Source organism: Aeromonas sp. 600282 (assembly GCF_049175755.1).
GTDB classification, from domain to species: domain Bacteria; phylum Pseudomonadota; class Gammaproteobacteria; order Enterobacterales; family Aeromonadaceae; genus Aeromonas; species Aeromonas veronii_A.
The window spans coordinates 1-15560 of the sequence record NZ_JAAKVR010000009.1; the positions used below are offsets into that span (position 1 = coordinate 1).

General features: G+C 57.5%; 11 protein-coding genes and 2 rRNA genes. 6 read left to right on the forward strand and 7 right to left on the reverse strand.

The genetic code is table 11. From position 1 onward, the window contains the following. The 3 genes from G5137_RS10055 to tcdA form a co-directional block, all read left to right on the forward strand. A 23S ribosomal RNA gene (locus G5137_RS10055) occupies nucleotides 1–1362 on the forward strand; the annotation flags it as partial. 119 nt (nucleotides 1363–1481) lie between these two features. Further along, nucleotides 1482–1596: ribosomal RNA gene (rrf, locus tag G5137_RS10060) — 5S ribosomal RNA — on the forward strand. Between the two features lie 194 nt (nucleotides 1597–1790). Further along, nucleotides 1791–2627, forward strand: coding sequence for a tRNA cyclic N6-threonylcarbamoyladenosine(37) synthase TcdA (gene tcdA / locus G5137_RS10065; RefSeq protein WP_421255328.1), 837 nt, complete (start codon nucleotides 1791–1793; stop codon nucleotides 2625–2627). Between the two features lie 21 nt (nucleotides 2628–2648). Here the strand turns inward: tcdA and G5137_RS10070 are convergent, their stop codons facing one another. Both G5137_RS10070 and G5137_RS10075 read right to left on the reverse strand, forming a co-directional pair. After that, nucleotides 2649–3083 (reverse strand): SufE family protein, encoded by a 435-nt coding sequence (locus G5137_RS10070; protein WP_416004254.1) that lies wholly within the window; start codon nucleotides 3081–3083, stop codon nucleotides 2649–2651. Nucleotides 3084–3096: 13 nt separating this feature from the next. Next, the gene (locus G5137_RS10075) at nucleotides 3097–4317 is read right to left on the reverse strand and encodes a SufS family cysteine desulfurase (RefSeq protein ID WP_421255329.1); all 1221 of its coding nucleotides are present in this window, start codon (nucleotides 4315–4317) and stop codon (nucleotides 3097–3099) included. A 181-nt stretch (nucleotides 4318–4498) separates the two neighbouring features. On the opposite strand from G5137_RS10075, the gene rep reads away from it, so the two are divergent. After that, nucleotides 4499–6511: a DNA helicase Rep gene (gene rep / locus G5137_RS10080; RefSeq protein ID WP_421255330.1), complete on the forward strand. Its 2013-nt coding sequence runs from the start codon at nucleotides 4499–4501 to the stop codon at nucleotides 6509–6511. Here the strand turns inward: rep and G5137_RS10085 are convergent. The 5 genes from G5137_RS10085 to G5137_RS10105 all read right to left on the reverse strand — a co-directional run bounded on the left by G5137_RS10085 (nucleotide 6508) and on the right by G5137_RS10105 (nucleotide 12563). Beyond that, nucleotides 6508–8790, reverse strand: a complete 2283-nt coding sequence (locus G5137_RS10085; RefSeq protein ID WP_216979758.1) for a putative bifunctional diguanylate cyclase/phosphodiesterase — start codon at nucleotides 8788–8790, stop codon at nucleotides 6508–6510. The genes rep and G5137_RS10085 overlap by 4 nt on opposite strands. A gap of 85 nt (nucleotides 8791–8875) precedes the next feature. Then, nucleotides 8876–9331, reverse strand: a complete 456-nt coding sequence (locus tag G5137_RS10090) for a c-type cytochrome (protein ID WP_421255331.1) — start codon at nucleotides 9329–9331, stop codon at nucleotides 8876–8878. 197 nt (nucleotides 9332–9528) lie between these two features. Then, nucleotides 9529–10557: an L-threonine 3-dehydrogenase gene (tdh, locus tag G5137_RS10095; protein WP_005340852.1), complete on the reverse strand. Its 1029-nt coding sequence runs from the start codon at nucleotides 10555–10557 to the stop codon at nucleotides 9529–9531. A gap of 55 nt (nucleotides 10558–10612) precedes the next feature. Further along, nucleotides 10613–11803 carry a glycine C-acetyltransferase gene (locus G5137_RS10100; RefSeq protein WP_421255332.1) on the reverse strand — a complete coding sequence of 397 codons (1191 nt, stop codon included), beginning with the start codon at nucleotides 11801–11803 and terminating at the stop codon, nucleotides 10613–10615. A gap of 115 nt (nucleotides 11804–11918) precedes the next feature. Further along, nucleotides 11919–12563 (reverse strand): TetR/AcrR family transcriptional regulator, encoded by a 645-nt coding sequence (locus tag G5137_RS10105; protein ID WP_100644767.1) that lies wholly within the window; start codon nucleotides 12561–12563, stop codon nucleotides 11919–11921. A gap of 158 nt (nucleotides 12564–12721) precedes the next feature. On the opposite strand from G5137_RS10105, the gene rfaD reads away from it, so the two are divergent. Further along, a complete protein-coding gene (rfaD, locus tag G5137_RS10110; protein ID WP_040069912.1) occupies nucleotides 12722–13678 on the forward strand; it encodes an ADP-glyceromanno-heptose 6-epimerase in 957 nt (318 codons plus the stop codon). A 118-nt stretch (nucleotides 13679–13796) separates the two neighbouring features. After that, complete coding sequence (locus G5137_RS10115; RefSeq protein WP_421255333.1) at nucleotides 13797–15557, forward strand: polysaccharide deacetylase family protein; 1761 nt, start codon at nucleotides 13797–13799, stop codon at nucleotides 15555–15557. Nucleotides 15558–15560 lie beyond the last annotated feature (3 nt).

Consider the following 15560-nt stretch of genomic DNA (forward strand, 5'->3'; position numbering starts at 1 on the left):
GGAAGCCATTGATGCCCTGCTTCCAGGAAAAGCCTCTAAGCTTCAGATTACAAGTCATCGTACCCCAAACCGACACAGGTGGTCGGGTAGAGAATACCAAGGCGCTTGAGAGAACTCGGGTGAAGGAACTAGGCAAAATAGAACCGTAACTTCGGGAGAAGGTTCGCTCTTGACAGTGAAGTCCCTTGCGGATGGAGCAGTTGGGAGTCGCAGTGACCAGATGGCTGGGACTGTTTATCAAAAACACAGCACTCTGCAAACACGAAAGTGGACGTATAGGGTGTGACACCTGCCCGGTGCCGGAAGGTTAATTGATGGGGTTAGCGCAAGCGAAGCTCTTGATCGAAGCCCCGGTAAACGGCGGCCGTAACTATAACGGTCCTAAGGTAGCGAAATTCCTTGTCGGGTAAGTTCCGACCTGCACGAATGGTGTAACCATGGCCATGCTGTCTCCACCCGAGACTCAGTGAAATCGAATTCGCCGTGAAGATGCGGTGTACCCGCGGCTAGACGGAAAGACCCCGTGAACCTTTACTACAGCTTGGCACTGAACATTGAACCTACATGTGTAGGATAGGTGGGAGGCTTTGAAGGCGTGACGCCAGTTGCGCTGGAGCCGTCCTTGAAATACCACCCTTGTATGTTTGATGTTCTAACGCAGGGCCCTGAATCGGGCTCGCGGACAGTGCCTGGTGGGTAGTTTGACTGGGGCGGTCTCCTCCCAAAGAGTAACGGAGGAGCACGAAGGTTGGCTAATCCTGGTCGGACATCAGGAGGTTAGTGCAATGGCATAAGCCAGCTTAACTGCGAGACGGACAGGTCGAGCAGGTACGAAAGTAGGTCATAGTGATCCGGTGGTTCTGAATGGAAGGGCCATCGCTCAACGGATAAAAGGTACTCCGGGGATAACAGGCTGATACCGCCCAAGAGTTCATATCGACGGCGGTGTTTGGCACCTCGATGTCGGCTCATCACATCCTGGGGCTGAAGTCGGTCCCAAGGGTATGGCTGTTCGCCATTTAAAGTGGTACGCGAGCTGGGTTCAGAACGTCGTGAGACAGTTCGGTCCCTATCTGCCGTGGGCGTTGGATGATTGAAGGGAGTTGCTCCTAGTACGAGAGGACCGGAGTGAACGAACCTCTGGTGTTCGGGTTGTCACGCCAGTGGCACTGCCCGGTAGCTAAGTTCGGAATCGATAACCGCTGAAAGCATCTAAGCGGGAAGCGAGCCCTGAGATGAGTCATCCCTGACCCCTTGAGGGTCCTAAAGGGCCGTTGGAGACCACAACGTTGATAGGCGGGGTGTGTAAGTGCAGCGATGCATTGAGCTAACCCGTACTAATTACCCGTGAGGCTTAACCATACAACACCCAAGAAGTGTTCTAAGGCTTGTAGCGAATGAACGAACTACTCAAATTCAGTGATAGTGACAAGCCAAGCGCAACATCACTACTCACGTCAGCTTTCTAGATTAAGAATTTGCCTGGCGGCCATAGCGCCGTGGAACCACCTGATCCCATGCCGAACTCAGAAGTGAAACGCGGTAGCGCCGATGGTAGTGTGGCATTCGCCATGCGAGAGTAGGACACTGCCAGGCACCCAATACAAGAAACCCCGCTCAATGAGCGGGGTTTCTTATTGGCTGCAATTCAGCATGTCGTCTGATAATTGACCTTTTATTCTCTCTTCCCTGCCGTTTTCTCCATTTTTCCTCCTCGACTTTCTCCGGTTCTGCCATCGCCGCTGGCGTTGGTTGTCGTTATAATGGCCGCCCTCAAGCAAGGTGGTGGTATGAAAGCAGAATATCTACAGCGATTCGGGGGCATTGCCCGTCTTTATGGTCAGAATGCCCTGCGTTCCTTTAGCCAGGCGAAAGTCTGTGTTGTGGGGATCGGTGGCGTGGGCTCCTGGGCGGCGGAGGCGCTGGCCCGCGCCGGTATCAACCAGGTCACCCTGATCGATATGGACGATATCTGCATCACCAACACCAATCGCCAGATCCACGCCATGAAGGGGACTGTTGGTCGCCTCAAGACCGAGGTGATGGCCGAGCGTATTCGCGCCATCAATCCGGATTGCGACGTGATCGAGGTGGATGATTTCGTCACTGCCGATAATCTGGCCGAGCATATCAAGCGGGAGTTTGACTATGTGGTGGACGCCATCGACTCGGTCAAGGCCAAGGTGGCGCTGATTGCCTTCTGCAAGCGCAACAAGATACCGGTAATTGTGGCCGGTGGTGCCGGCGGGCAGATGGATCCGACTCAAATCACCGTGGCCGATCTGGCCAAGACCATTCAGGATCCGCTCGCTGCGAAAGTGCGCTCCGACCTGCGCCGATTGCACAACTTCAGCAAGAATCCGGCGCGCAAATTCGGGGTGGAATGTGTCTTCTCAACCGAGCAGCTGAGTTATCCGGATGGTAATGGTGGCACCTGTCAGGCAAAAGCGGCCAGCGATGGCACCATGAAGATGGATTGCGCCTCCGGCTTTGGCGCGGTGACGCCGGTGACGGCAACCTTTGGGCTGGTTGCCGCGTCCCGGGTATTGAAGAAGATTGCCGAGCGGGGGGCCCGCGCTGAGAAAGAAGCCGGGAATGAAGAAGTAGGGTCGATTGGCGAAGCCTAATCGACCTCTGCACAAAGCTGATTAGACTGCCTGCTCCCGGATCGCCAGCACGATCGCTCTGAGCCCGTTACCTCGTGACGGGCTCAAGTGTTTCTGAAGTCCCAGTTCGCTGAAATAGCCTTCTATATCAAAAGCCTGGATCGCCGCAGACGATTGGTGGTTGAGTGCCGCCAGCACGATGACGATAAGGCCCCGCACGATCCGGGCATCGGAATCACAGGCAAAGTGCCAGCAGCCATCCTCGCTTTGTTCTCCCTGCAGCCAGGCCTGGCTTTCACACCCCTTGAGGCGGAACTCCTCCTGCTGCCATTCGGCGGGTAGCGCTGGCAGCTGCTTGCCGAGCTGGATGATGAGCCGGTACTGGTTCTCCCAGCCATGAGCGGCGGCAAACTGCTGGCGGATGGTGTCGGCGTTGGGCTCAAGGCCAATCTGGGTATAACTTGCGAGGTCACTCATTCGGTTGTCTGCCTTAGAAGAAGTCACTGAGTTTGTGCAGGGCGGCCAGCAGGGCGTCGACATCGTCCCGATTGTTGTAGCAGGCCAGCGAGGCGCGCATGGTGCCGCCGATTCCGAGCGACTCCATCAACGGCATGGCGCAGTGATGGCCGACTCGCAGGGCGATACCCTGCATGTCGAGCAGGGTAGCAGCATCTTGCGGGTGGATGTCGTCGAGCAAGAAAGAGACCGCACCGGCACGTTGGCCGGGTTCGCCGACCAGACGCAGCCCCGTCACCTGTTGCAGGCCAGCGACCAGATAGTCGGTCAGTGTCTGCTCATGGCTGGCGAGCCATTGCCGATCTTGCCCCATCACAAAGTCGATGGCGGCGGCGAGGCCGATAGCGCCAGCGATATGGGGGGTGCCCGCCTCGAATTTGAAGGGCAGGCTATTGAAGGTGGTGCCGCTGAAACTGACCCGGTCGATCATTTCACCACCTGCTTGCCAGGGCGGCATCCGCTCCAATAGCTCGGTGCGGCCCCACAACACACCGATGCCGGTCGGGCCATAGAGCTTGTGGCCGGAGAAGGCGTAGAAGTCGCAACCGATAGTTTGCACATCCACCTCGAGATGGGCCACCGCTTGGGCGCCGTCGATCAGCGTCACGGCGCCGACTGCCTTGGCGGCAGCCACTATCTCTTTGACTGGATTGACGGTACCGAGGGCATTGGAGACGTGGGCCACGCTCACCAGCCGGGTGCGTGGCCCCAGCATTGCGTGATAGGCGGCCAGATCGAGATCGCCCCGCTCATCGAGGGGGATCACCCGGATCACCGCGCCGGTGCGCTGGGCGACCAGTTGCCACGGGACGATATTGGCGTGGTGCTCTAAGGTGCTGAGAATGATTTCATCCCCCGCCTTGAGCTCGCTCATCCCCCAGCTCTGGGCCACCAGATTGATCGCTTCTGTGGTACCACGGGTCCAGATAGCTTCGTGGCTGCGGGGCGCATTGATAAAGCGGGCGGCTGTTTCGCGGGCAGCTTCGAAGGCGTGGGTGGCACGGCCGCTCAGGGCGTGGGCGGCGCGGTGTACATTGGCGTTGTCGGCCCGATAGTAGTGAGCGATGGCATCCAGCACCGCTTGCGGTTTCTGGGTGGTGGCGGCGTTGTCCAGATAGACCAGAGGGTGGCCGTTTACCTCCTGCGCCAAGGCCGGAAACTGGCTGCGCAGTTGGTCATGCTGTTGCTGATTCATGCTCCCCTCATCATCTGGAAAAAGTCATTATCTCGAAAGGTCGGTCATGATCCTGAAAATAGCGCCCGAACACAAGGCGCGATAAGCCCGATGGGCAGTTGCCTGCCGTGCAGCAGGTACGGCTCATCGGGTGATTTCTGGTACAATGCCGCCCCTCATCATAAGCCAAGAGATCCGGCCCATGAAGCTCAACCCCAATCAGAACGAAGCGGTCAAGTATGTCTCCGGCCCTTGCCTGGTGCTGGCGGGTGCCGGATCGGGCAAGACCCGCGTCATCACCAACAAGATTGCCTATCTGGTGCAGCAGTGCGGCTACAGTGCGCGCAACATCGCTGCCGTCACCTTTACCAACAAGGCGGCGCGGGAGATGAAGGAGCGGGTCGGCCAGACTTTGGGTCGCAAGGAGGCGCGGGGGTTGATGGTCTCCACCTTCCATACTCTGGGGCTCGAGATCATTCGTCGTGAGCACAAGAGCCTGAATCTCAAGGCCAACTTCTCCCTGTTCGACGACACCGACCAGCTGGCGCTGCTGAAAGAGTTGACTGAAGACGAGCTCGACAACGACAAGGACAAGCTCTCGGCCCTTATCAGCCAAATCTCCAACTGGAAGAACGACCTTATCCTGCCCGCCCGTGCCATGCGCATCGCCCGCGGGCCGGAAGAGGTGCTGATGGCCCAGCTCTACGAACGTTATCACCGCCAGATGGTGGCCTATAACGCGCTGGATTTTGACGACCTCATCGTGATGCCCACCCTGCTGCTCAAGAGCAATCAGGAGGTACGCGAGCGCTGGCAGAACAAGATCCGCTATCTGCTGGTCGATGAGTACCAAGACACCAACACCAGCCAATACGAACTGGTGAAGCAGATTGTTGGCGAGCGGGCCCGTTTTACCGTGGTAGGGGATGATGACCAGTCCATCTACTCCTGGCGCGGTGCCAAGCCGCAGAATCTGGTGCTGCTGAGCGAAGATTTCCCCAGCCTCAAGCTGATCAAGCTGGAGCAGAACTATCGCTCCAAGCGGCGGATCCTCAAGTGCGCCAACATCCTGATCGCCAACAACCCGCACGTCTATGACAAGGCGCTCTTCTCCGAATTGGATGAGGGGGTGAAGCTCAAGGTGCTGTTCGCCAAGAACGAGGAGCACGAAGCGGAGCGGATCGCTGCCGAGATGATGGGCCACAAGTTTATGAACCGCACCCGGTTCAAGGATTACGCCATCCTCTATCGGGGCAACCATCAGTCGCGCATCTTCGAGAAGGCGCTGATGACCAACCGGATTCCCTATCGCATCTCCGGCGGCACCTCGTTTTTCTCCCGCACCGAGATCAAGGACATCATGGCCTACCTCAAACTGCTGGTGAATCCGGACGAGGATACCGCCTTCCTGCGGGTGGTCAACCTGCCGCGTCGCGAGATCGGCCCCACCACCCTCGAAAAGCTTGGCCAATACGCCAACCAGCGCGGCAAGAGCCTGTTTGCCGCCAGCTTCGAGCTGGGGCTGGAACAGCACCTGTCCGGCCGTGGCCTGACGGCTTTGCAGGCCTTTACCAACTGGCTGGTTCGCCTTGGTGATCAGGCGCTGCGCGGCAATCCGGTGGAGGCGGTGCGGGACATGATCAAGGAGATCCACTATGAAGAGTGGCTCTACGAGACCTCCCCCAGCCCGAAAGCAGCCGAGATGCGGATGCAGAACGTCTCCACCCTCTATCGCTGGATCACCGAGATGCTGGAAGGGGATGAGCTGGAGGAGTCGATGACGCTGGCTCAGGTGGTCACTCGCCTCACCCTGCGCGACATGATGGAGCGCAACGAGGGGGAGGATGATGCCGATCAGGTGCAGTTGATGACCCTGCACGCCTCCAAGGGGTTGGAGTTCCCCTATGTCTACATGGTGGGGATGGAGGAGGGCTTGCTCCCCCACCAGACCAGCATCGATGAAGACAACGTGGAGGAGGAGCGGCGTCTCGCCTACGTGGGCATTACCCGGGCCCAGACCGAGCTGACCTTTACCCTCTGCAAGGAGCGGCGCCAGTTTGGCGAGTCGGTACGGCCAGAGCCGAGCCGCTTCCTGCTGGAGCTGCCGCAGGATGACCTTGAATGGGAAAACCAGAAGAAGGTGACTGCCGAGGAGCGCCAGCAGAAGGGGCAGATGGCGGTGGCCAATCTGCGCGCCATGTTCAAGAAAGATTAGGAGGTTGCGTTGCCGGGGGATAGCAGTGGAATGATGTCTGCTCCCGGCATGGGGGGAGATATATAGCGTCCTTGCCCCATCCGGCAGCCGATATCTATCAGCTTCTGTAACTGCTGCTGGTTCTCAATGCCTTCAACCACCAGGGTGTAATCGAGATCCTGACAGATATCCCGCATGGCGCGGATCAGCGCCAGATCTTTGGGGGACTGCAGCATCCGCTGGGTAAAGCTGTCATCCACCTTGATGTAATCTACCGGGAAATGGAACAGGGCGTTGAGGGAGGAGAAGCCGGTACCAAAGTCGTCCAGGCTGATCTGAATGCCCTTGGCACGCAGTTCATGCAGGGAGGCCAGCGCATCGGAATCCTGCCGCGACAGCTCCCGCTCGTTGAATTCAAAGATCAGATAGCCTGGTGCTATCCCCTCCTCATCGATAATGTCCACCAACCGCATGATGTGATCATGGTTGACCAGATGTTTGCCGGAGAGGTTGATGGCGACCTTGAACTTGCTCTGGCCCGAGATCGGAAGCCACACTTTCAGTTGCTGGCAGGTGTGGCGCAGGATCTGATAATCCAGCTCCAGAATCAGGCCACATTGCTCCGCCAGCGGAATAAAGTCGAATGCATCCTTCAGAATTCCCTCTTCGGTCAGCCAGCGCGCCATCACCTCCAGACCGGTCAGGCGGCTATCCTGTAGCCGGATCACCGGCTGGTAGTAGGGGACGATACGCCCTTCCCGCAGGGCCCGAGCCAGCATCTCTTCCGGCGAATTCCAGTTCTGGTTGATGCAATCATCCGAGTAGCTGACGATGCGGCTGCGGCCATTGCGTTTGGCCTGGTACATGGCCAGATCGGCCTGGTGGAGTAACTGGCTGATATCCGATGTCTGTTCGGACACACTCGATACCCCCAGGCTGACGGTAATACTCAGCTCATTGCCAAGCAGCCGGAACGGATAGGAGAGGCGGCTGATGATACGGTTGAGCACCGGGCTGATGTCATCTTCATGTTTGCTGCTATCGAGATAGATGACGAACTCGTCGCCCCCCAATCTGGCCACCATATCGTTTTGCCGGATGCAGGTCTGGAGGCGGCGGCTTACCTCCTTGAGCAGCTGATCACCAGCACTGTGGCCCAGGGTGTCATTGATCTGCTTGAAGTGATCCACATCGATGAAGATCACCGCAAACCCCGGTGACTTGTAGCGGTTGTAGTGGGTCATGGCTTGATTGAGGTGGTTCATCAACAGTGCCCGGTTCGGTAGCTGGGTCAGCGGGTCGTGAAGCGCATCGAATTGCAGCCGCCGTTCCAGCTCCTGATGCTGCTTGAGCTGCTTTTGCAGCCTGAGGTTGGTCTGACGCAGCTGTTGCAGCCGCTGGTTGATGGAGTCTTCACTATTGATGTCGTTAAGCTGCTGGCGGATCCGCTTCAGCTCCAACAGCAGGGTGAGCTGACCACGCAGGAAGTCGAGAAACAGCTTGTCGTCTGTCTCCAGCGGTTGCGCGGTGCTGATGATGAAGTGGGCGAAGTACTGTTGTTGCAGCCGTAGCGGCATGCTGTGCCAGTAGGTTGCCTCCCTGTTGACCTCGATATTGCTGGTGCTGTGGCACAAACCGCTGATGAATTCGTCGCTTTGACGAGGATGTGCGGGATAAATCTTCTCAAGCGTATGGCTGTGGAGCCTGACCAGCAGCATATCCTCAATGGCGAGCATCTGGCGCAGCACCGCCTCCAGCTGGGAGAAGAGCGCCTGACCGGGCAGGGTGTTGGCCAGTCGCATGATGCGGCTGATGCTCTCGATTTTCTTTTTCCAGTTCGGGTCTTTGCGGATCAGCGGAGAAGGCAGCTCGGTGAGATGGGAGCCCGCTTGGGTTTCGGTCAGCCGTTTGGATAGACACTCCAGCAGCAGGCGTAATGTGGGCAGGTCGGATGGTTCGCCGCGAGCCAGCAGCCACTGCACCTGACCATGTTCGATAGGAAAGACGCACCACCCTTCGGCCTCATCGAGCTGGGTGAGCTGATCGGTGATGCGGGACTGCTCCCGCCCCAGTTGTTGCTTGAAGGTATCGCTGATTTTGTAGGCGTAGAGCCAGTTCAGACCACTGTCGGAGAGGCCCAGCATGCCGAAATGCTGCAACGGGCAGAGCTGGTTTATCTGCTTTATCAGATCATCATAATCGCTGCTCTGCGCTGTAGGGGGAGCCGGAAAATCCATAATGGCAGAGACCAACGCCAGCAGAGGAGTTGAGTAGTGGGATTCGGTGGAATGGGGCGACATGAGCAACTCCCGACTATGCCTACCCTACAAGAGTAGTCGGAAGCCGATAGATTGAAAGGGCCGCAATTGCGGCCCTTTCAAATACTTACAGCTTGTCGATCATGTAGTGGATGGCGTTTTCAATCTCTTCATCACTACAGTTCGCACAGGTGCCGCGCGGAGGCATCATGCCGGACTTGCCGGTAAAGCCTTCAATGGCATGTTTCTTGAGAGTATCAATGCCTTGGGCGATGCGAGGATCCCAGGCTGCCTTGTCACCCCGTTTGGGGGCACCGGCGGCGCCGGTGTCGTGACAGGCAAAGCAGGCGCCCTTGTATACCGTTTCGCCATTGCGGGGACCGGAAGAGGCGGTCGCAGCAGGTGCAGCACCCGCGCCGGCAATACCTTCCAGATCCTTGGCGGTATAGACCTGACCGATCGGTTTGATCCGCTCGGCAATGGCCTCCGGTGACATCTCATCGGCAGCAAGCTCTGCCCCAGACAAGCTGGCGGCCGTCATCCCGACAGCCAGCAAATAGCTCAGTTTTTTCAACACGCTCATATACTCCCAGCAGTCTTTTATTATCCATGTAAACGACGGGATTATAACCGAATAGTTACAGCCATTTAAACGCTTGTGTGTGAAGTGTTAAACACTCTGCGTACAAAGTTTTGGGCGATCTCACGGCAATTCTGGTGGTGGAGATAAAAAGAAACCCGGCATTCGCCGGGTTTCGAGTAACCAAAGGGTGAAAAGGGTTATTTATCCCAGCTCAGGATCACCTTGCCGGAGTGGCCGGAGCGCATCGCATCGAACCCCTGCTGGAATTCGTCGATGTGGAATCTGTGGGTGATGATGGGGGAGAGATCCAGCCCTGACTGGATCAGGCTGGCCATTTTGTACCAGGTCTCGAACATCTCGCGGCCATAGATCCCTTTGATAAACAGCCCCTTGAAGATCACCTTGTTCCAGTCGATGGCCATGGTGGAGGGGGGGATGCCAAGCATGGCGATCTTGCCGCCGTGGTTCATCTTGTCGAGCATCTCCTGGAAGGCGCTCGGGACGCCGGACATCTCCAGCCCCACGTCGAACCCTTCGGTCATGCCCAGCTCGCTCATCACGTCGGCCAGCTTCTCCTTGGCCACGTTGACCGCGCGGGTGGCGCCCATCTTGCGGGCCAGCTCCAGCCGGTATTCGTTGACGTCGGTGATCACCACGTGGCGCGCACCCACATGGCGGCAGACGGCGGCGGCCATGATGCCGATGGGGCCAGCCCCGGTGATGAGCACATCTTCACCCACCAGATCGAAGGAGAGGGCGGTGTGCACCGCATTGCCAAACGGGTCGAAGATGGCAGCCAGCTCGTCCGGGATATTGTCCGGCAGCTTGAAGGCGTTGAACGCGGGGATCACCAGATATTCGGCGAAGGCACCCGGGCGATTGACACCAACACCAATGGTGTTGCGGCACAGGTGAGTGCGCCCGGCGCGGCAGTTGCGGCAGTGACCGCAGGTGATGTGCCCTTCGCCGGAGACCCGATCGCCGATGGCGAAGCCGCGCACCTCCTGACCGATGGCGACTACTTCGCCGACATATTCGTGGCCGACCACCATGGGTACCGGAATGGTCTTCTGGGACCACTCGTCCCAGTTGTAGATATGGATGTCGGTGCCGCAGATGGCGGTTTTGCGGATCTTGATCAGCAGATCGTTGTGGCCGAGCTCGGGAGCCGGCACATCCGTCATCCAGATGCCGACCTCTTTGTGCAGTTTGGAGAGTGCTTTCATGGCTGTTCCTTCAATATGAATGCAGAAAAAAGGGGCTGCAGCCCCTTGATTCAAATCAGATAACGCCGAGTTCACGGCCGATGCGGATAAAGGCGTCGATCGCCTTGTCCAGCTGCTCGCGGGTATGGGCGGCAGACATCTGGGTGCGAATGCGCGCCTGACCCTTGGGCACGACCGGGAAGGAGAAGCCCACCACATAGATGCCGGCTGCCAGCATGCGGCTTGCCATTTCGGAGGCGAGTTTGGCATCCCCCAGCATCACCGGAATGATGGCGTGGTCGGCGCCTGCCAAGGTGAAACCGGCTGCGCTCATCCGCTCGCGGAAGTAACGGCTGTTCTCTTTCAGACGTGCGCGCAGGTCGTGACCTTCCGCCAGCATGTCGATCACCTTGATGGTGGCGGCAACGATGGAGGGGGCCAGCGAGTTGGAGAAGAGGTACGGGCGGGATCGCTGACGCAGCCAGTCGATCACCTCTTTCTTGCCGGAGGTATAGCCGCCGGATGCGCCGCCGAGCGCCTTGCCCAGGGTGCCGGTGATGATGTCGACCCGATCCATCACGCCGCAATATTCGTGGGTGCCACGACCATTCTCGCCGATAAAGCCGACGGCGTGGGAGTCATCCACCATCACCAGCGCATCGTATTTGTCGGCCAGATCGCAGATGGATTTGAGGTCGGCGATGACCCCATCCATGGAGAAGACGCCGTCGGTGGCGATCAGCTTGAAGCGGGCGCCATCGGCGTCAGCCTGCTTGAGCTGGGCTTCCAGCTCGGCCATGTCGTTGTTGGCGTAGCGATAACGCTTGGCCTTGCACAGCCGCACGCCGTCGATGATGGAGGCGTGGTTGAGGGCATCGGAGATGATGGCATCTTCGGCACCAAAAAGGGTCTCGAACAGGCCGCCATTGGCGTCAAAGCAGGAGGAGTAGAGGATGGTGTCTTCAGTGCCGAGGAAGGCAGACATCTTCTGCTCCAGCGCTTTGTGCTGATCCTGGGTGCCACAGATGAAGCGCACCGAGGCCATGCCGAAGCCGTGGCTGTCGAGTCCCTGATGGGCGGCAGCGATCAGATCCGGGTGGTTGGCCAGCCCCAGATAGTTGTTGGCACAGAAGTTCAGTACCTGCTCACCGCCGACGGCGATGCTGGCCTGCTGGGCGGAGGTGATGATGCGCTCCTGCTTGTACAACCCTTCAGTTTGCACCTGGTTCAGTTGCTCGGTCAGGTGACGATAGAATCCGTTAGACATCCTCGATCCTTAGTGGCTATTTCAGCTGCGTATCAACAGAGGGCGACATTTTACTGCAATCTGTTGCGGTAAATTCAAATGATTGTGCTGATATTCAACAAATGTGAAACAGATCTCACCCAGCTGGTTGGGCCAGCTGGCGGTAGTGCTGCTCCAGCTGCTGGATCTGTCCGGCCACCTGGGGTTGCACATAGGGGCGCAGCAGGAACAGCACCTTTAATACGCCCTGATAGAGCAGAGGTTTGGTGATGCGGGTGTTGGGGGCCTGGGCAATCTGGAAGGGGATCCAGCAGGTCACCACCATCTTGATGGTCTGTCCCAGATCCGGCAGGTCGTCATCGCTGACATCTATGATGCCCCCTTCGCGCAGGCTTCTGAGCAGCGCGACCACGGAGGAGCGCATCTGCTCCTGGGCCTTGAGGTACTTCTGTTGCAGCGGCTCGTCACGGCTCAGGATGTCCGGCAGGTTGGCGTAGAAGAAGCGGAACTGCCACATCAGATAGAAGATGGCATCCAGATAGCCCATCAGATCCTGCAGGGTGATTTCACGGTTGCGGGTCGGCACGAAGCTCTCGCTAAGGTGACGGGCATACTGGTCGAAGATGGAGTGGATGATGTCTTCTTTATTGCGGAAGTGGTAGTAGAGGTTGCCCGGGCTGATACCCATGTGCGCCGCAATGTGGTTGGTGGTGATGTTGCGTTCACCCTGATCGTTGAACAGCTCGGTCGCGCTGTGAATGATCCTGTCTCTGGTTTTCATCACTCATTCCTCCAACAGGTTCCGCTCGGGGCAGTTTTGAACAAGGTCGAATCCCCGGACGGCCCGTGATAAACTTTTCGGCAATTTCAAATTGGCTCACTATACACAGCTTTAACAAGCAGTCACATGTAGCCATCAACGTACGAGAGGCAAACTCCATGATCGTAGTAACTGGCGGTGCTGGCTTTATCGGCAGCAATCTGGTCAAGCAGCTGAACGCTCAAGGACGGACCGATATCGTGGTCATTGATGACCTGACCGACGGCACCAAGTTCGTCAACCTGGTCGATCTGACCATCGCTGACTACATGGACAAGGACGAGTTTCAGGCTCGGATCGTCTCCGGTGACGAGTTTGAAGAGTGGGATAACGGCATCGAGGTGATCTTCCACGAAGGCGCCTGCTCTGCCACCACCGAATGGAACGGCAAGTTCATCATGGAGGTCAACTACGAGTACTCCAAGGATCTGTTCCACTACTGCATCGAGCGTGAAATTCCGTTCATTTACGCCTCTTCTGCCGCGACCTACGGTGGCCGCAACGACAACTTCATCGAAGATCCCAAGTTCGAACAGCCGCTCAACGTCTACGGCTACTCCAAGCAGTTGTTTGACCAGTACGTGCGCCGCTGGATGCCGGAGATCAACTCTCAGGTCGTTGGCCTGAAGTACTTCAATGTCTACGGCCCGCGCGAGCAGCATAAAGGCTCCATGGCTTCCGTTGCCTTCCACCTCAATACCCAGGTGAAGAAGGGCGAGAATCCCAAGCTGTTCGAAGGTTGCGATGGCTTCCCGAACGGTGGTCAGATGCGTGACTTCATCTATATTGACGACGTCTGCAAGGTAAACCTCTGGTTCTGGCAGAACCCGCAGCACTCCGGCATCTTCAACTGTGGTACCGGCCGTGCCGAGCCGTTCCAGAACGTGGCCGAAGCGGTGATCAAGCATCATCAGAAGGGATCCATTGAGTACATTCCCTTCCCGGATCACCTCAAGGGTCGCTACCAGAGCTTCACCCAGGCTGACATGACCAAGCTGCGCAGCGTGGGTTATGACGCCGAGTTTAAAACCGTTGCCGAAGGGGTAGCGGATTACATGGCCTGGCTCAACCGCTAACAGGTGAGCACAACGCGGCAGTTTGAGCGCAAAACCGGAAGTGGGCACTCGCCTGCTTCCGGTTTCTGGTCTCTGTGGCTGCTTGCCGTTCCTCTCTTCTCTACCGGGTAACCGCGCGATGAATATATTGATGGCACTCTCCCAGCTCGAGGTAACGGGAGCTGAGGTCTATGCCACCACGGTCGGTAACGAACTGACCCGGCGTGGTCACAACGTTTTTTACGTTTCAGATACTCTGACCAAGCCGACGCTTGGCCCCGTCTTCAAACTGAGATTCAACAAGCGCAGCATACTGCGCCGCTTCTGGCACGTCTTTTACCTCATCTATCTCATCAAGAAGCATCATATTCAGTTGGTGCATGCTCACTCCCGCGCCTCCGGCTGGAGCAGCTATGTGGCTTGCAAGCTGACTGGCACCCCGATGATCACCACGGTTCATGGTCGTCAGCCGGTACACGCATCCCGCAAAGCCTTCCATGCCCTTGGGCTTAGGGCGGTTGCCGTTTGTGAGGATATTGCCCATCAGATTGTCGACAATCTGGGGGTCGATCCTGCGATCGTACAGGTGCTGCGCAATGGTATCGAAACCGACAAATTCCAGCCTGTGCCAGCGCCGGACAACCCAAAGCCGGTGATTGCCATCATTGGCCGTTTGAGCGGCCCCAAAGGTGAGCTTTGTTACCGTCTGCTCGATGAAGTGCTCGATCTGGATGCCTGCAAGGTGCGGATTGTCAGCGGTACCAAGGTACCGGAGCGTTTTGCCCGTTTCGAAGGACGCGCCGAGTTTGTTGGCTATGTCGATGATGTACCCGCTCTGCTGGCGAGTTGCGATCTGGTGATCGGCGCCGGTCGGGTAGCGATGGAAGCACTGCTCTGTGGTCGGCCCGCCTTTGCCATTGGTGAAGCCAGGGCCATTGGTCTGGTGACCGAACAGAATCTGGATGATGCTCTGGCGAGTAATTTTGGTGATATCGGCCCCAAGGATCTGGCTATCGATTTTGCTGCCCTGAAGGGAGAAATCGAGACCGCCTTGGCCAGCAAGACGGTGCCGGAAGTCATTCGCCAACGCATTCAGGATGAGTATGGCTTGCAGGGGGTAGTATCTGGCCTAGAAACCATCTATCAGGATGCCGTAGTCGAAACCCTGCGCCGCGAGATGCCCGTCATCATGTACCACCGCTTTATCGAACAGGATAGCGAGAAAGGGGTGCACGGTACCTGGATGCCGATCACCATGTTCGAGAAGCATCTGCGCCTGATGAAGTGGCTCGGCTACGAAACCCTGACGTTCCGCGATCTGGCGGACAAAGGCTTTATCCACCGTCTGCAATACGGCAAGAAGTACCTGATGATCACTGCCGATGACGGCTATCAGGACAATCTGACCCGCATGCTGCCACTGCTGGAAAAATATGGTTACAAAGCTGTGGTGTACGTGGTCACCGGTGAAGGCTATAACCGTTGGGATGTGGAGCATCCGACCAATCCGGACACCAAGGTTTCATTGATGAGTGGTGAGCAGGTCAAGGCGTTGGCCGCTAGCGGTCATGTGGAGATTGGGGGTCATACCCTGACTCACCCCCGCTTGAGCAAGCTCACACCCGAACAACAAGCCCATGAAATTCAGGAGAATAAACGCCAACTGGAGGCCCTGCTTGGCCATCCGCTGCTCTCGTTCGCCTACCCTTACGGAGATATGAACGAGAGTGCCAAGGAGCAGGCTATCGCCGCCGGGTATCGTTTTGCCGTCGCTACCAATAGCGGCCCCAAAGCAATGCACCAGGACCCTTTCCAGATCCGCCGGATTGCCATCTTCCCCCGTACCGATGTATTCGGGCTGTGGCGAAAAATTCGTGGGAATTATGTGTTCAGGAAATAACTT

Bases quoted from the DNA above. Each gene is read 5' to 3' on its own strand.
- G5137_RS10075 (WP_421255329.1), bottom strand. From the start codon at position 4,317: ATGAATCAGCAACAGCATGACCAACTGCGCAGCCAGTTTCCGGCCTTG.
- tcdA (WP_421255328.1), top strand. From the start codon at position 1,791: ATGAAAGCAGAATATCTACAGCGATTCGGGGGCATTGCCCGTCTTTAT.
- rep (WP_421255330.1), top strand. From the start codon at position 4,499: ATGAAGCTCAACCCCAATCAGAACGAAGCGGTCAAGTATGTCTCCGGC.
- G5137_RS10105 (WP_100644767.1), bottom strand. From the start codon at position 12,563: ATGAAAACCAGAGACAGGATCATTCACAGCGCGACCGAGCTGTTCAAC.
- G5137_RS10070 (WP_416004254.1), bottom strand. From the start codon at position 3,083: ATGAGTGACCTCGCAAGTTATACCCAGATTGGCCTTGAGCCCAACGCC.
- G5137_RS10085 (WP_216979758.1), bottom strand. From the start codon at position 8,790: ATGTCGCCCCATTCCACCGAATCCCACTACTCAACTCCTCTGCTGGCG.
- G5137_RS10115 (WP_421255333.1), top strand. From the start codon at position 13,797: ATGAATATATTGATGGCACTCTCCCAGCTCGAGGTAACGGGAGCTGAG.
- G5137_RS10100 (WP_421255332.1), bottom strand. From the start codon at position 11,803: ATGTCTAACGGATTCTATCGTCACCTGACCGAGCAACTGAACCAGGTG.
- G5137_RS10090 (WP_421255331.1), bottom strand. From the start codon at position 9,331: ATGAGCGTGTTGAAAAAACTGAGCTATTTGCTGGCTGTCGGGATGACG.
- tdh (WP_005340852.1), bottom strand. From the start codon at position 10,557: ATGAAAGCACTCTCCAAACTGCACAAAGAGGTCGGCATCTGGATGACG.
- rfaD (WP_040069912.1), top strand. From the start codon at position 12,722: ATGATCGTAGTAACTGGCGGTGCTGGCTTTATCGGCAGCAATCTGGTC.